At 55.8% G+C, this 16308-nt stretch carries 15 protein-coding genes and 1 pseudogene; 12 read left to right on the top strand and 4 right to left on the bottom strand.

Annotation, left to right across the window (positions count from 1 at the left end):
• Positions 1–104 precede the first annotated feature (104 nt).
• The 12 genes and pseudogenes from nrdH to ACOTZP_RS04190 form a co-directional block, all read left to right on the top strand.
• Positions 105–344 (top strand): glutaredoxin-like protein NrdH, encoded by a 240-nt coding sequence (gene nrdH, locus ACOTZP_RS04245; RefSeq protein WP_271075443.1) that lies wholly within the window; start codon positions 105–107, stop codon positions 342–344.
• Positions 341–751: a class Ib ribonucleoside-diphosphate reductase assembly flavoprotein NrdI gene (gene nrdI, locus ACOTZP_RS04240; protein ID WP_022649128.1), complete on the top strand. Its 411-nt coding sequence runs from the start codon at positions 341–343 to the stop codon at positions 749–751. Before nrdH ends, nrdI begins: the two co-directional genes overlap by 4 nt.
• A complete protein-coding gene (gene nrdE, locus ACOTZP_RS04235; RefSeq protein WP_045308451.1) occupies positions 724–2868 on the top strand; it encodes a class 1b ribonucleoside-diphosphate reductase subunit alpha in 2145 nt (714 codons plus the stop codon). The genes nrdI and nrdE overlap by 28 nt, the downstream gene beginning before the upstream one ends.
• 9 nt (positions 2869–2877) lie before the next feature.
• Complete coding sequence (gene nrdF, locus ACOTZP_RS04230; protein ID WP_271075442.1) at positions 2878–3837, top strand: class 1b ribonucleoside-diphosphate reductase subunit beta; 960 nt, start codon at positions 2878–2880, stop codon at positions 3835–3837.
• Positions 3838–4170: 333 nt separating this feature from the next.
• Complete coding sequence (proV, locus tag ACOTZP_RS04225; RefSeq protein WP_022649131.1) at positions 4171–5373, top strand: glycine betaine/L-proline ABC transporter ATP-binding protein ProV; 1203 nt, start codon at positions 4171–4173, stop codon at positions 5371–5373.
• Positions 5366–6430, top strand: coding sequence for a glycine betaine/L-proline ABC transporter permease ProW (gene proW / locus ACOTZP_RS04220; protein ID WP_022649132.1), 1065 nt, complete (start codon positions 5366–5368; stop codon positions 6428–6430). The genes proV and proW overlap by 8 nt, the downstream gene beginning before the upstream one ends.
• Before the next feature lie 9 nt (positions 6431–6439).
• Positions 6440–7435 (top strand): glycine betaine/L-proline ABC transporter substrate-binding protein ProX, encoded by a 996-nt coding sequence (proX, locus tag ACOTZP_RS04215; RefSeq protein WP_017382774.1) that lies wholly within the window; start codon positions 6440–6442, stop codon positions 7433–7435.
• A 209-nt stretch (positions 7436–7644) separates the two neighbouring features.
• Positions 7645–8829 (top strand): MFS transporter, encoded by a 1185-nt coding sequence (locus tag ACOTZP_RS04210; RefSeq protein ID WP_045308453.1) that lies wholly within the window; start codon positions 7645–7647, stop codon positions 8827–8829.
• A 314-nt stretch (positions 8830–9143) separates the two neighbouring features.
• Positions 9144–9674, top strand: coding sequence for a multidrug efflux transporter EmrAB transcriptional repressor EmrR (emrR, locus tag ACOTZP_RS04205; protein WP_017694792.1), 531 nt, complete (start codon positions 9144–9146; stop codon positions 9672–9674).
• Positions 9675–9802: 128 nt separating this feature from the next.
• Positions 9803–10975 (top strand): multidrug efflux MFS transporter periplasmic adaptor subunit EmrA, encoded by a 1173-nt coding sequence (gene emrA, locus ACOTZP_RS04200; RefSeq protein ID WP_022649133.1) that lies wholly within the window; start codon positions 9803–9805, stop codon positions 10973–10975.
• 16 nt (positions 10976–10991) lie between these two features.
• Entirely contained in the window at positions 10992–12539 is a 1548-nt protein-coding gene (emrB, locus tag ACOTZP_RS04195; protein ID WP_022649134.1) for a multidrug efflux MFS transporter permease subunit EmrB, read from the top strand.
• A gap of 229 nt (positions 12540–12768) precedes the next feature.
• A pseudogene (locus ACOTZP_RS04190) lies at positions 12769–12912 on the top strand (hypothetical protein); the annotation flags it as partial.
• A gap of 61 nt (positions 12913–12973) precedes the next feature.
• Here the strand turns inward: ACOTZP_RS04190 and luxS are convergent.
• From luxS to yqaB, 4 genes are all read right to left on the bottom strand, one after another.
• The gene (gene luxS, locus ACOTZP_RS04185; protein ID WP_003862180.1) at positions 12974–13489 is read right to left on the bottom strand and encodes an S-ribosylhomocysteine lyase; all 516 of its coding nucleotides are present in this window, start codon (positions 13487–13489) and stop codon (positions 12974–12976) included.
• Between the two features lie 153 nt (positions 13490–13642).
• A complete protein-coding gene (gene gshA / locus ACOTZP_RS04180; RefSeq protein WP_023306804.1) occupies positions 13643–15187 on the bottom strand; it encodes a glutamate--cysteine ligase in 1545 nt (514 codons plus the stop codon).
• 83 nt (positions 15188–15270) lie between these two features.
• Positions 15271–15699, bottom strand: a complete 429-nt coding sequence (locus tag ACOTZP_RS04175) for a YqaA family protein (RefSeq protein WP_017692791.1) — start codon at positions 15697–15699, stop codon at positions 15271–15273.
• Positions 15696–16262 (bottom strand): fructose-1-phosphate/6-phosphogluconate phosphatase, encoded by a 567-nt coding sequence (gene yqaB / locus ACOTZP_RS04170; RefSeq protein WP_058646230.1) that lies wholly within the window; start codon positions 16260–16262, stop codon positions 15696–15698. The genes ACOTZP_RS04175 and yqaB overlap by 4 nt, the downstream gene beginning before the upstream one ends.
• Positions 16263–16308: the final 46 nt, after the last annotated feature.

Genomic DNA, 16308 nt, shown 5'->3' with positions numbered 1-16308 from the left:
GTTGAAAGTTATCTCAACTACATCTAGTATTCCCTTTAGCAAGACAGACACAACATGACGCGTTTACTCGCGCCGTTCTCTCATTCTAAATGGAAATACGAATCATGAGCATTATTATTTACACTCGTAACGATTGTGTTCAGTGCCACGCCACGAAACGGGCGATGGAGAGTCGCGGCGTGGCATTTGAGATGGTCAATATAGATCAGGTGCCTGACGCGGCAGACACCCTGCGGGCGCAGGGTTTCCGTCAGCTTCCGGTCGTGGTTGCCGGCGACACCAGCTGGTCTGGCTTTCGTCCGGACATGATCAACCGCCTTGCCGCTCATGGCGTCAGTGCATGAGCAGGCTGGTCTACTTTTCCAGCAGCTCGGAAAACACGCTTCGGTTTATGGAGCGTCTCGGGCTGCCCGCGATTCGCATTCCGCTGAACGAGCGGGAGCGTATTCAGGTAGACGAACCCTACATTCTGGTAGTGCCCAGCTATGGCGGTGGCGGCACCGCGGGGGCTGTGCCTCGTCAGGTGATCCGCTTTCTGAACGACCCCCATAACCGGCAGCTGATTCGCGGCGTGATCGCGGCAGGCAATCGCAACTTCGGCGAGGCCTTTGCCCGCGCCGGGGATGTCATCTCTCAAAAATGCGGCGTGCCGTATCTCTATCGTTTTGAACTGATGGGGACACAGCAGGACGTAGAGAACGTGCGTAAAGGAGTGAACGAATTTTGGCAACGACAACCGCAGAGCGCGTGATTCAGGCGACGCCGGATTACCATGCATTAAACGCCATGCTAAACCTCTATGACCGGGAGGGGCGCATTCAGTTTGGCAAAGATCGTGAGGCGGTGGACGCCTTTTTTGCCGCTCATGTACGCCCGAACAGCGTCGTCTTTGGCAGCCAGCAGGAACGTCTCGACTGGCTGGTAAAAGAGGGTTATTACGAAGAGCGCGTCCTGACCCGCTACGACCGCGCCTTCGCGGTGGCATTGTTTGAACGGGCGCACGCCAGCGGTTTTCGCTTCCAGACGTTTCTCGGCGCGTGGAAGTATTACACCAGCTACACCCTGAAAACCTTCGACGGCAAACGCTATTTAGAAAGCTTTGAAGATCGGGTGGTGATGGTAGCCCTGACGCTGGCGCAGGGCGATGAAGCTCTGGCCGAAAGGCTGACGGAGGAGATCCTCTCAGGCCGCTTCCAGCCTGCCACGCCAACGTTCCTTAACTGCGGCAAAGCCCAGCGCGGCGAGCTGGTCTCCTGCTTCCTGCTGCGTATTGAAGACAATATGGAGTCGATTGGCCGTGCGGTGAATTCGGCGCTACAGCTGTCGAAACGCGGCGGCGGCGTGGCATTTCTGCTTTCGAACCTGCGGGAAGCGGGCGCGCCGATCAAGCGCATCGAAAATCAGTCCTCCGGCGTCATCCCGGTGATGAAGATGCTGGAAGATGCTTTCTCATACGCCAACCAGCTTGGCGCACGTCAGGGCGCGGGGGCGGTTTATCTGCACGCGCATCATCCGGACATTCTGCGTTTTCTGGATACCAAACGTGAAAACGCCGACGAAAAGATCCGCATTAAAACCCTGTCGCTCGGCGTGGTGATCCCGGATATCACGTTTAAGCTGGCCAAAGAAAATGCCGACATGGCGCTTTTCTCACCGTATGACGTTGAGCGTATCTACGGCAAAGCCTTTGGCGATGTGGCCATCAGCGAACTGTATGACGAACTGGTGACGGACGAGCGCATTCGTAAGAAATACATTAACGCCCGCGACTTTTTCCAGACGCTGGCCGAAATTCAGTTTGAGTCCGGGTACCCGTACATCATGTACGAGGATACGGTGAACCGCGCCAACCCGATTGCCGGGCGCATCAACATGAGCAATCTGTGCTCGGAGATTTTGCAAGTCAACAGCGCGTCCAGTTACGACGAGAACCTCGACTACGCGGATATCGGCAAAGATATCTCCTGCAATCTCGGTTCGCTGAATATTGCCCACACCATGGATTCCCCCGATTTTGGCCGCACGGTAGAGACCGCCATTCGCGGGCTGACGGCGGTATCGGACATGAGCCACATCCGCAGCGTACCGTCCATTGAGGCGGGCAACGCCGCGTCGCATGCCATCGGTCTTGGGCAGATGAACCTGCACGGCTATCTGGCGCGGGAGGGTATCGCCTACGGCAGCCCGGAAGGGCTGGATTTCACCAACCTTTATTTCTATACCATCACCTGGCATGCGCTGCATACCTCGATGATGCTGGCGCGCGAACGCAACCAGCGGTTCGCAGGCTTTGAGCAGTCCCGCTACGCCAGCGGAGAGTATTTCAGCCAGTATCTGGAAGGCGACTGGCAGCCGAAAACCGAAAAAGTACGCGCGCTTTTCGACCGCGCCGGCATCACCCTGCCGACGCGTGAGATGTGGCAACAGCTGCGTGAGGATGTGATGCACTACGGCATCTATAACCAGAACCTTCAGGCGGTTCCGCCAACCGGCTCCATTTCCTATATAAATCATGCCACGTCGAGCATCCATCCGATCGTGTCGAAGATTGAAATCCGCAAGGAAGGCAAAACCGGCCGCGTCTACTACCCTGCCCCGTTTATGACTAACGAGAATCTGGCTCTGTACCAGGACGCCTATGAGATCGGCCCGGAAAAGATCATTGATACCTACGCCGAGGCGACCAGACATGTGGACCAGGGGCTGTCGCTGACGCTCTTCTTCCCGGACACCGCCACCACGCGGGACATCAATAAAGCGCAGATCTACGCCTGGAAGAGAGGCATCAAAACGCTGTACTACATTCGCCTGCGCCAGCTCGCGCTGGAAGGTACCGAAATTGAAGGCTGCGTGTCCTGCGCGCTGTAAGGAGAAAGGATGAAACTGTCACGCGTAAGCGCCGTTAACTGGAACAAAATTCTGGATGATAAAGACCTGGAGGTCTGGAACCGCCTGACCAGCAACTTCTGGCTGCCGGAAAAGGTACCGCTCTCCAACGATATTCCGGCCTGGCAAACCCTGAGCCATGCCGAGCAGCAGCTGACAATCCGCGTCTTTACCGGCCTGACGCTGCTGGACACCATTCAGAATACCGTGGGTGCGCCCGCGCTGATGAGTGATGCGCTGACCCCGCACGAAGAGGCGGTAATGTCGAATATCAGCTTTATGGAGGCGGTCCATGCCCGCTCTTACAGCTCGATTTTCTCCACCCTGTGCCAGACCAGAGACGTAGACGCGGCCTACGCCTGGAGCGAAGAGAGCGCGTCATTGCAGCGCAAGGCAGATCTGGTGCTGGAATATTACCGGGCCGACGAGCCGCTGAAGAAGAAGATCGCCAGCGTGTTCCTGGAATCTTTTCTCTTCTATTCCGGCTTCTGGCTGCCCATGTACTGGTCGAGCCGGGGCAAGCTCACCAATACCGCCGATTTGATTCGCCTCATCATCCGCGATGAAGCGGTACACGGGTATTACATCGGCTATAAGTACCAGAAAGGACTGGAGAAAGTCACCCCGGAAAAACGCGAGGAACTCAAAGGTTTTGCCCTCGATTTACTAATTGATCTGTATGACAACGAGCTGAGCTATACCGAGGAGCTGTACGCCGGAACGGGCTGGGAAGAGGACGTAAAAGCCTTCCTCTGCTACAACGCCAACAAGGCGCTGATGAACCTGGGCTACGAAGCGTTATTCCCACCGGAAATGGCGGAAGTGAACCCGGCGATCCTCGCGGCGCTGTCGCCCAACGCCGATGAAAACCACGACTTCTTTTCCGGGTCCGGCTCGTCGTACGTGATGGGTAAAGCGGTGGAGACGCAAGACGAGGACTGGGATTTTTAATGAATGAATTAACGTTCATTAATTAACTCTACATTTCATTATTTCCAGCCGAATATTCCACTACGTACTACACTGTAATTTCCCCTTCATATTCGCCTGAATCACACCGATTCAGGCGAAATTCTCCCATGCAGTAGCAAAAAATTGAGAAAAATTCAAAGCGCCCTCAGCCCTTTATTCATGGGAAATTCAGCCGTTTCGCTTGCGGTAAAATTCCGACCTCAGGCAGGTCCAGGGTTGTCTCAGATTCTGAGTATGTTAGGGTAATGCCAGTTAACTATTTACCATGGTAATCATATCGACATAAACAAATAACAGGACACTCTCTATTGCATGGCAATTAAATTAGAAGTGAAAAATCTTTATAAAGTATTTGGCGAGCACCCACAGCGTGCTTTCAAATATATTGAGAAAGGCCTTTCGAAAGAGCAAATTCTGGAAAAAACCGGGCTATCGCTTGGCGTTAAAGACGCCAGTCTGGCCATTGAAGAAGGCGAGATTTTTGTCATCATGGGATTATCCGGTTCGGGTAAATCCACTATGGTTCGCCTTCTCAATCGCCTGATTGAACCCACCCGCGGACAGGTGCTGATTGACGGCGTTGATATCGCCAGAATATCAGACGCGGAACTCCGCGAGGTGCGCAGAAAGAAAATTGCGATGGTGTTTCAGTCATTTGCACTGATGCCGCACATGACGGTACTCGATAATACCGCCTTTGGCATGGAGTTAGCCGGCACGCCCGCTCAGGAACGTCAGGAAAAAGCCCTTGATGCACTGCGTCAGGTCGGGCTGGAAAATTATGCTCATGCGTATCCGGATGAGCTCTCCGGCGGTATGCGTCAGCGCGTAGGATTAGCGCGCGCATTAGCGATTAATCCGGATATTTTATTAATGGACGAAGCCTTCTCGGCGCTCGATCCCTTAATTCGCACCGAGATGCAGGATGAGCTGGTAAAATTACAGGCCAAACATCAGCGCACCATTGTTTTTATTTCTCACGATCTGGATGAAGCCATGCGTATTGGCGACCGTATCGCCATTATGCAAAATGGTGAAGTGGTGCAGGTCGGCACACCGGATGAAATTCTCAATAATCCGGCGAATGATTATGTGCGCACCTTCTTCCGCGGCGTGGATATTAGCCACGTATTCAGTGCGAAAGATATTGCCCGTCGAACACCAAACGGCATTATTCGAAAAACGCCAGGTTTTGGTCCGCGCTCCGCGCTGAAGCTGTTGCAGGACGAAGACCGTGAATACGGTTATCTGGTTGAACGCGGCAATAAATTTGTCGGCGTTGTCTCCATCGACTCCCTGAAAACCGCCCTGAGCGAAAACCAGGGAATCGATGCGGCGTTGATTGACGCTCCGCTTGCCGTGGACGCCGAAACGCCGCTCAGCGAGTTGCTCTCTCACGTGGGTCAGGCGCCGTGCGCCGTGCCGGTTGTCGGTGAAGAACAACAGTACGTTGGCATCATCTCAAAACGGATGCTGCTACAGGCTTTAGATCGCGAGGGGACAAACAATGGCTGATCAATCAAACCCATGGGGCACCACTGAAGCAGCGGACAGCGCGGCGCAATCTGCCGATGCGTGGGGGTCGACGCCTGCGCCTGCCGATGGCGGCGGCGCGGCAGACTGGCTCAACAGCGCACCGGCGCCTGCCCCAGAGCATTTCAATATTATGGATCCGTTCCACAAGACGCTGATCCCGCTGGATAGCTGGGTAACGGAGGGGATCGACTGGGTCGTTACCCACTTCCGTCCGGTGTTCCAGGGGATCCGCATCCCGGTGGATTACATCCTGAACGGCTTCCAGCAGCTGATGCTGGGCATGCCCGCGCCGGTGGCGATTATCCTGTTCTCGCTGATCGCATGGCAGTTCGGCAGCGCGGGTATGGGGATCGCCACGCTCATCTCCCTGATTGCCATCGGCGCGATTGGCGCGTGGTCTCAGGCGATGATCACCCTGGCGCTGGTGCTGACCGCCCTGCTGTTCTGCGTGGCGATCGGCCTGCCGATGGGGATCTGGCTGGCGCGCAGCCCACGGGCCGCAAAAATTATCCGCCCGCTGCTGGATGCGATGCAGACCACGCCAGCGTTCGTTTACCTGGTGCCTATCGTGATGCTGTTCGGCATCGGTAACGTACCGGGGGTGGTCGTGACCATTATCTTTGCCCTGCCGCCGATTATTCGCCTGACCATTCTGGGCATTAACCAGGTGCCTGCGGATCTGATAGAGGCATCACGCTCGTTTGGCGCCAGCCCGCGTCAGATGCTGTTTAAGGTTCAGCTTCCGCTGGCGATGCCGACCATTATGGCAGGTGTTAACCAGACGCTGATGCTGGCGCTGTCGATGGTGGTGATCGCCTCGATGATTGCCGTTGGCGGGTTAGGTCAGATGGTACTGCGCGGCATTGGCCGTCTCGATATGGGGCTGGCGACCGTCGGCGGCGTCGGGATTGTGATCCTCGCCATCATTCTTGACCGCCTGACCCAGGCTGTCGGTCGTGATTCACGCAGTCGCGGCAACCGTCGCTGGTATACCACCGGCCCTGTCGGGTTACTCACCCGCCCATTCACAAAATAAGGAACAACGATGCGACATAACGTACTTTTTGCCACAGCGTTTGCGACCCTTGTCTCCACCAGCGCAGTTGCCGCTGACCTGCCGGGCAAAGGCATTACCGTGCAACCGGTGCAGAGCACCATTTCGGAAGAGTCCTTCCAGACCCAGATTGTCAGCCGTGCGCTGGAGAAACTGGGCTATACGGTGAATACCGCCAGTGAAGTGGATTACAACGTGGGCTATACCTCTATTGCCTCCGGCGATGCCACCTTTACCGCCGTGAACTGGCAGCCGCTGCACGACGATATGTATGCCGCCGCAGGCGGTGACAAGAAATTCTACCGCGAAGGCACCTTTGTGACCGGCGCTGCGCAGGGATATTTGATCGACAAGAAAACCGCGGATAAGTATCACATCACCAATATTGAACAGCTGAAAGATCCGAAGATCGCCAAACTCTTTGATACCAACGGTGACGGCAAAGCCGACATGATGGGCTGCTCGCCGGGCTGGGGCTGTGAAGCGGTGATTAACCACCAGAACAAAGCCTTCGATCTGGCGAAGACCGTCGACGTGAGCCACGGCAATTACTCTGCGATGATGGCTGACACCATCGCCCGCTTTAAAGAAGGCAAGCCGGTGATCTACTACACCTGGACGCCGTACTGGGTGAGCGACGTGCTGAAGCCGGGCAAAGACGTGGTGTGGTTGCAGGTGCCCTTCTCCTCCCTGCCGGGCGAGCAGAAAGATATCGACACCAAACTGCCAAACGGCATGAACTATGGCTTCCCGGTGAATACCATGCATATCGTGGCGAACAAAGCCTGGGCCGAGAAAAACCCGGCGGCGGCGAAGCTGTTCTCGGTAATGAAACTGCCGCTGGCAGACATTAACGCCCAGAACGCGATGATGCATGCGGGTAAATCATCCGAAGCTGATATCAAAGGCCACGTGGATGGCTGGATCAAAGCCCACCAGCAGCAGTTCGATGGCTGGGTGAAAGAGGCGCTTGAGGCGCAGAAGTAAAAATACTACCCCTCACCCTGCCCTCTCCCCAAAGGGGAGAGGGTGTATAAAATCCCCTCTCCCCTTTGGGGAGAGGGATAGGGTGAGGGGATCAAACCGCACCCAACCTAAACCGCACAATCCACCACGTAACAATCCCCCAACATTCACAATCATTGGTTATTATGTTTCCGGAAAAATAATCACTTAACTTACGATTCCTGAAACAAATGACAAAAACAACTCAAGGGCTTAGCCCCGCACTCATCCTTTTAATGTCCGTGGCAACGGGACTGGCCGTCGCCAGCAACTATTACGCGCAACCTCTGCTTGATACTATCGCGCGTGCTTTCGATCTTTCAGCCAGCTCCGCCGGCTTTATCGTCACCGCTGCGCAGCTCGGCTATGCGGCCGGGCTGCTGTTCCTGGTGCCATTAGGCGATATGTTTGAGCGCCGGATGCTTATCGTCTCCATGACGCTGCTGGCCGCAGGCGGGATGTTGATCACCGCCAGCAGCCAGTCGTTAACGATGATGATTATCGGTACCGCGCTGACGGGGCTGTTCTCGGTGGTGGCACAAATTCTGGTTCCCCTCGCGGCGACGTTGGCTTCCCCGGAAAAACGCGGCAAAGTGGTTGGCACTATTATGAGCGGCCTGCTGCTGGGCATCCTGCTGGCGCGAACCGTTGCCGGGCTGCTGGCGAGCCTCGGCGGCTGGCGCACCGTTTACTGGGTGGCAAGCGTGTTGATGGTTATCATGGCGCTGGCCCTGTGGCGCGGCCTGCCAAAGGTGAAGCAGGAGAATCACCTGAACTATCCGCAGCTCCTCGCCTCCGTTTTCAGCCTCTTCACCCGGGATAAACTCCTGCGCACACGCGCCGTTCTGGGGTGTCTCACCTTCGCCAACTTCAGCATCTTATGGACGTCGATGGCGTTTCTGCTCGCCGCGCCGCCGTTTAACTACTCAGAAGGCGTGATTGGCCTGTTCGGGCTGGCAGGCGCGGCTGGCGCACTGGGCGCGCGCCCGGCGGGTGGCCTGGCCGACAAAGGTAAATCTCATATGACCACCTCCGCAGGGCTGGTTTTACTCCTGCTCTCATGGGCGGCTATCTGGTACGGACACCTCTCAGTGCTGGCGCTAATTGTTGGTATTCTGGTACTCGACCTCACCGTGCAGGGCGTACATATCACCAACCAGACCGTGATTTACCGCGTGAAACCAGACGCCCGTAACCGTCTGACGGCCGGGTACATGACCAGCTACTTTATCGGCGGCGCGGCGGGCTCGCTAATCTCAGCCTCCGCCTGGCAGCATGCGGGCTGGACGGGCGTGTGCGCAATCGGCGCCATCGTGGCGGCGATAAATCTGCTGGTATGGTGGCGAGGCTATCACCGCCAGGAAGCAATTCACTAAGTTTTACATTGCTTTGGGCCCCCTGGGGTGTAAAGGGGGCCTGCATCTGTTAAGGTAACGGTAATCATTTATCCCAGAAATTTTACTGTGGGTGACATATTTACTACCGGCATGAATAGTTCAGACCCCTGTCCTCACATCCCCTCTTTCGCGGGTACACACCCCACACTTTCTGTGCTCACCGGGTCACGGATTTACCCGGCGCTTTCTGATGGTGACATACGTTTGGCGGATATAACCGCACAAATAATTCATTTACATTATTTGTCACTATCGTTACTATATCGGCTGTAATTAATGAGGTTATGCCCAAAATGGATAGTTCGTTTACGCCCATTGAACAAATGCTTAAGTTCCGCGCCAGTCGTCATGAGGACTTCCCGTATCAGGAGATCCTGCTGACCCGCCTGTGCATGCACATGCAGGGTAAGCTGCTGGAAAATCGTAACAAGATGCTGAAAGCGCAAGGGATTAACGAGACGTTGTTTATGGCGTTGATTACGCTTGAGTCTCAGGAAAACCACAGCATTCAGCCGTCTGAACTGAGCTGCGCGCTGGGTTCATCCCGTACCAATGCAACCCGTATTGCTGATGAGCTGGAGAAGCGCGGCTGGATCGAGCGCCGTGAGAGCGATAACGATCGCCGCTGCCTGCATCTGCAACTGACCGAGAAAGGTCACGAATTCCTGCGCGAAGTGCTGCCACCGCAGCATAACTGCCTGCACCAGCTTTGGTCTGCCCTCAGCACCGCCGAGCGCGACCAGCTTGAGCACATTACTCGCAAGCTGCTCACCCGTCTGGACCAGATGGATGAAGATGGCGTCATTCTTGAGGCGCTGCGCTAACGCGACGATCCGCTCAACATTCCAGATTGCAAAAGAAAAACTGACAGGCCAGCACGTGAAACTGCTGGCCTTTCTGACAACAGGTCGGCTCAGCCGATGTGAAAATAAAAAGATCGTGGAGAACAACAATGAGCGCAAATGCGGAGAACACCCCCCCGCAGCAACCGGTCAACAAGAAGGGCAAACGTAAGAGCGCCCTTATTCTGCTGACCTTGCTCTTTATTATTATTGCCGTGGCATATGGGATCTATTGGTTTTTAGTCTTGCGTCATGTTGAAGAGACAGACGATGCATACGTGGCAGGGAATCAGGTTCAAATCATGGCGCAGGTGTCAGGCAGCGTGACGAAAGTCTGGGCTGACAACACCGACTTTGTGAAAAAAGGGGATGTGCTGGTCACGCTTGACCCGACCGACGCCCAACAGGCGTTTGAAAAAGCACAGACGGCGCTGGCCTCCAGCGTTCGCCAGACCCGCCAGCTGATGATCAACAGCAAACAGCTTCAGGCCAATATCGACGTGCAGAAAACGGCCCTGGCCCAGGCGCAGAGCGACCTCAAGCGTCGTGTTCCTCTCGGCACCGCCAATCTGATTGGCCGTGAAGAGTTGCAGCACGCCCGCGATGCGGTGGCGAGCGCACAGGCGCAGCTGGACGTGGCGATCCAACAGTACAACGCCAACCAGGCGATGGTGCTGGGCACCTCTCTGGAAAACCAGCCGGCGGTGAAACAGGCGGCGACCGAAGTGCGTAACGCATGGCTTGCCCTGCAACGTACCAAAATCGTCAGCCCGATGACCGGTTACGTTTCCCGTCGTTCCGTGCAGCCGGGTGCGCAAATTAGCACCACCACGCCGCTGATGGCGGTCGTTCCGGCGAACAACCTGTGGGTGGACGCGAACTTCAAAGAGACCCAGCTGGCGCATATGCGTATCGGCCAGACCGCAACCGTGGTCAGCGATATCTACGGTGATGACGTGAAGTACACCGGTAAAGTGGTCGGTCTGGACATGGGGACCGGCAGCGCGTTCAGCCTGCTGCCTGCACAGAACGCCACCGGCAACTGGATCAAAGTGGTACAGCGCTTGCCTGTACGTATCGAGCTGGATCCTAAGCAGCTGGCAGACCATCCGCTGCGAATTGGCCTTTCCACGCTGGTGACGGTCGATACCGCCAACCGCGACGGTCAGATCCTCGCAAGCCAGGTGCGCAGCACGCCAGCTTATGAAAGTAACGCCCGTGAAATTAGCCTCGATCCGGTCAATAAGCTGATCGATGACATCGTGAAGGCAAACGCCGGTTAAGCCGAAGGTGAGCGTTATGCAACAGCAAAAGCCGCAAAAACCGCTTGAGGGGGCGCAGCTGGTCATTATGACCATTGCGCTGTCGCTGGCGACATTCATGCAGGTGCTGGACTCCACCATCGCAAACGTGGCGATCCCTACGATCGCCGGGAACCTTGGCTCATCGCTGAGCCAGGGGACCTGGGTCATTACCTCATTCGGGGTGGCGAACGCCATCTCTATTCCCATCACCGGCTGGCTGGCGAAGCGCGTCGGTGAAGTGAAGCTGTTCCTCTGGTCGACGATCCTGTTCGTGCTGGCCTCCTGGGCCTGCGGCATGTCCAGCAGCCTGACGATGCTGATTTTCTTCCGCGTCATCCAGGGGATTGTCGCCGGGCCGTTGATTCCGCTGTCGCAGAGTTTACTGCTGAACAACTATCCGCCCGCCAAGCGCTCCATCGCGCTCGCGCTGTGGTCGATGACGGTGATTGTCGCCCCAATTTGCGGGCCAATCCTCGGCGGCTATATCAGCGATAACTATCACTGGGGCTGGATCTTCTTCATCAACGTACCCATCGGTGCGCTGGTGGTGCTGATGACGCTACAGTCTCTGCGTGGTCGCGAAACGCGGACCGAACAGCGGCGGATCGACGGCATCGGGCTGGCACTGCTGGTTGTCGGCATCGGCAGCCTGCAAATCATGCTCGACCGCGGCAAAGAGCTGGACTGGTTCGCCTCTACGGAAATCATCGTGCTGACGGTGGTCGCCGTGGTTGCCATTAGCTTCCTGATTGTCTGGGAGCTGACGGACGAAAATCCGATAGTCGACCTCTCGCTGTTTAAATCGCGAAACTTCACCATCGGCTGCCTCTGTATCAGCCTCGCCTATATGCTCTACTTCGGCGCGATTGTTCTGCTGCCGCAGCTGTTGCAGGAGGTGTACGGCTATACCGCAACCTGGGCGGGGCTGGCCTCCGCGCCGGTGGGGTTAATTCCGGTTCTGCTGTCGCCGATTATTGGCCGTTTCGCCCATAAGCTCGACATGCGCAGGCTGGTGACGTTCAGCTTCATCATGTACGCCGTTTGCTTCTACTGGCGCGCGTATACGTTTGAACCGGGAATGGACTTTGGCGCCTCCGCGTGGCCGCAGTTTATTCAGGGCTTTGCTGTGGCGTGCTTCTTTATGCCACTGACCACCATTACGCTTTCGGGCTTGCCGCCTGAGCGGATGGCGGCGGCATCGAGCCTGTCGAACTTCACCCGTACGCTGGCGGGCTCCATCGGGACATCGATCACCACCACGCTGTGGACCAACCGGGAAGCGATGCACCACGCCCAGTTGACCGAAGCGGTGAACCCGTTCAACCCTAACGCTCAGCAGATGTATAGCCAGCTTGAGGGGATGGGGATGACGGAGCAGCAGGCGTCCGGCTGGCTTGCCCAGCAGATCACCAACCAGGGGCTGATTATCTCGGCAAACGAGATTTTCTGGATATCGGCGGGGATCTTCATCGTCCTGCTGGGGCTGGTGTGGTTTGCCAAACCACCGTTTGGTGCCGGTAGCGGGGGCGGTGGAGCGCACTAGCCCTGTGCACGGGTTGCCCGGTGGCGCTACGCTTACCGGGCCTACGAACGTAGGCCGGATAAGGCGTAGCCGCCATCCGGCAAAACACCGCACCGTGTCCAAAACGCGACAGCGATTGTCAGTTCCGATAAAGCAGCGCGCCTGAAATTGATTCACGAGAGTGAAATGACAACAGGAGCGTACCATGCTGAACACACCCGCGCCACGCGCTGGCTCTCGACAGACTTACGTCGAAGTGAGCACGCCGAACGTCTATCTCGACCAGATCGAATATTTCTGCCACCACTTCAGCCGCCGCAGCGACGTCTGTATCAGCGTGCATCCGCAAAACGATCGCGATACCGGCGTCGCCAACGCGGAGCTGGCCGTGGTTGTCGTCATCAGTATTGTAGGCCCGGTCAGCGAAGCGCCACCGGGCATCCACAGGCACAATACTAAATGTGCAGTTCCTGAAGTTTTTCTTTTGGCAGGGCCAGCTCGTCGTTGCTGTTTACACGAACATCACGTTCGATGATATGGCGGGCAATCTCCTGAGCTTCTTCCAGAGAGTGCATCTGGTAAGTGCCACACTGGTAAACGTTCAGCTCTGGGATCTGGTTCTGCTCTTTCACCTTCAGCACGTCTTCCATGGCCGCTTTCCACGCATCCGCGACGCGTTTCTCTTCAGGCTGACCAATCAGGCTCATGTAGAAACCGGTGCGGCAGCCCATCGGAGAGATATCGATGATCTCCACGCCGTTGCCGTTCAGGTGGTCGCGCATGAATCCGGCGAAAAGGTGTTCCAGCGTGTGAATGCCTTTCTCTGGCATCACTTCTTTATTCGGCACGCAGAAGCGCAGGTCGAAAACGGTGATCGTGTCGCCGTGCGGCGTGTTCATGGTCTTCGCCACGCGGACTGCTGGTGCTTCCATACGGGTATGGTCGACAGTAAAGCTATCTAATAACGGCATACGTCACCTCCGATAGTGATTTTTTTTTAAAATAAACTGAACTCTTCTACAGAATGCGCGTCTGAGTATATGAAAGACGCGCATTTGTTATCATCATCCCTGAATTCAGAGATGTATATTTTGGCCACAGCGATGTGGCCTTTTTCTTTTGGTTCAGGCCTGCTTCGCCAGAAACGCCTCAAACGACTCCGTATCCGCCGCTTCGACCTCTTTCTGACGCACAACGGACGCATCGCGCTCTGCCACAAAATCCGCTTCGCTCAGGATCTCTAACGGCTCCTGCATCAGCATCTCACGGTACTCCGCTGAGAGTGAACGCCCTGTGCCACCAATTCCCTGTTCAATCATAGAACGCAGAATACGTGCTGAGAATGTCAGTTCCGGGTTATCGAAGCTTTCAACCAGTTCGTCGCAGACCTTCTGGTAAGCTTCGCCGCCGTACACGCTATCCAGCGTCTGGGCTACGCGCTTCAGGTCATGGAACAGATCCTTCCCTACCTTAGACAGTGGGAACTGGGCCGTTTCACAGCCAATACCTAACGTCAGACCCGGCTTGCGCCCTTCCAGAATCACGCGATTCCAGTTGGTACGAGTACACAGCAGTTCGTCGGAACTCATTTCCGGCGCATCCGCCAGTACGCACCAGACCATAAACAGGTCAAGGAAGCGAACCTGCTGCTCGTCAACGCCAATCGGTGAGAACGGGTTGATATCCAGCGAGCGCACTTCAATGTATTCGATCCCGCCGCGCTGTAGCGCATCAGACGGCGTTTCACCGCTGCGCGTCACGCGCTTCGGACGAATCGGCGCATACAGTTCATTTTCAATCTGCAATACGTTGGTGTTAATTTGCAGGCGCTTGCCGTCTTTTTCGAGGCCGATTTTTTCGTACTCTTCCGACGGGGTTTTTATCGCCCGCTTCAAGCCTGCCACATATTCGTGCAGATCGTTAAACGTAATTCCGAGATTGCTTTGCGACTTATTGGTATAGCCAAGGTCGCTCAGGCGCAGCGAGGTCGCGTACGGCAGATAGTACATGCCACACTCGGTTTTCTCGAACGGCAGCGTGGTCGGTTTCCCTTGCAGGAACGATGAACAGATAGCCGGGGACGCGCCGAACAGATACGGAATAACCCAGCCAAAACGGTAGTAGTTGCGGATCAGGCGGAAGTAGCCCGCGGAGATCGCTTCTTTATCCGTTTCACCGCACTTCGCCTGCCAGAACGCCATCGGCAGAGAGAAATTGTAGTGCACGCCAGAGATCGTCTGCATCAGTGCGCCGTAGCGGTTTTTCAGTCCTTCGCGATACAGCGTTTTCAGCCGTCCAATATTCGAGGTGCCGTACTGAGCCAGCTCGATATCCTGCCCCTGCTCGATATAGCACGGCATGCTGAGCGGCCACATACGCTCGTCGCCGAGGTTGCGGGCGGTGAAGCGATGCACGTCGCGCATGATCGTCAGCATATGATCAATATCACCGTCTACTGGCGTAATGAACTCCAGCAGCGCTTCGGCGAAATCGGTTGTGATCCATTTATGTGTCAGCGCCGAGCCTAACGCCTTCGGGTGTCCCGTAGTCGCTAAGCTACCATCCGCATTTACGCGCAGCGTTTCGCGCTCAAGCCCACGCTGAATCCCCTTCAGTGCCTGAGGGTGATTTTCCAGCCAGGCCAGCGCCTGTGATACGTCCGGGATCAATTTGACCTCCCGCCTGTCAAAAAATTGTCACTCAGCATAATTGTAATGGTTGACGATTGAAGGTCGCGAATTCATTCCACCAATTAGTGCCACCACGTCATACCCTGTAGTGTTACCCATGCCAGTAAAACATAGCGTAACGCCTTGCCAAGGCACAAAAAAAAGAGCACTGGTCCCCAGGAGATGCGCATCCATCCCGCCAGCAGACACAGTAAATCGCCTATTACAGGCATCCAGCTTAATAACAGCGTGGCAGCGCCATAGCGTTTTAGCCAGCCCACTGCCTTTTCCTGCCAGCGAGATTTTTCGCGTAGCGGAAAGAAACGTCCAAGAATAACGTTAGTCAGCCCTCCAAGGCTATTACCCATTGTTGCTATTAAGACCAGCAACCAGGGCTGACTCACGCCGGACAACAGCATCGCCACCAGCACCACTTCCGAATTCCCCGGTAAGAGGGTGGAGCTTAAAAAACTGCTGGCGAATAATGAAGCGAGTGACAGCGCGTCACTCACAGTAAGCGAACGTCCACCGCCGCCATTCCGGCATCACGCGCGGCCTGAATGCCAAAATCAGCATCTTCAAACACCACGCATTTTGCAGGTGGTACACCCATTAATTCTGCACAGCGCAGGAAGGTATCCGGTGCGGGTTTGTGATGTTTAACATGATCGGCGGCAACGACGGCAGAAAAATAGTGGCGCAGGCCAAGGTGTTTGAGTAGCGCTTCAGCAATCGCGCTCTCGCTGCCCGTACCGACAGACATAGGACGACGCCCGTGCCACTCCTTGACGACGTCAATGAGTGGTAAAGGCTGCACGGTGTCTAACAGTATGGCTTTTACCGCGTCGGTTTTTTCATGCGCGAGCTGGTGCGGGTCGAGATCGGCCTGATTCAGCTCAATCACGGCCTGTGCGATACGCCAGGTGGGCGATCCGTTGAGGGCAATCATCGCCTGTAAATCGAAGCGCATACCGTAACGGCCCAGGACTTCGGTCCAGGCCTGACGATGCGTGGGTTCGGTATCCAGGAGGGTGCCGTCCATGTCGAAGATCAAACCGTCATACTGTGCGTACATCGTGCTCTCGCTAAACGATTAACAAAGCATTACTTTATCGTAAAAG

It is taken from the genome of Enterobacter cloacae complex sp. SYL001, assembly GCF_049237025.1.
In the GTDB taxonomy this organism is placed as follows: domain Bacteria; phylum Pseudomonadota; class Gammaproteobacteria; order Enterobacterales; family Enterobacteriaceae; genus Enterobacter; species Enterobacter intestinihominis.
The sequence above is the reverse complement of the archived record's forward strand: the minus strand, read 5'-3'. Positions and strand labels throughout refer to the sequence as shown.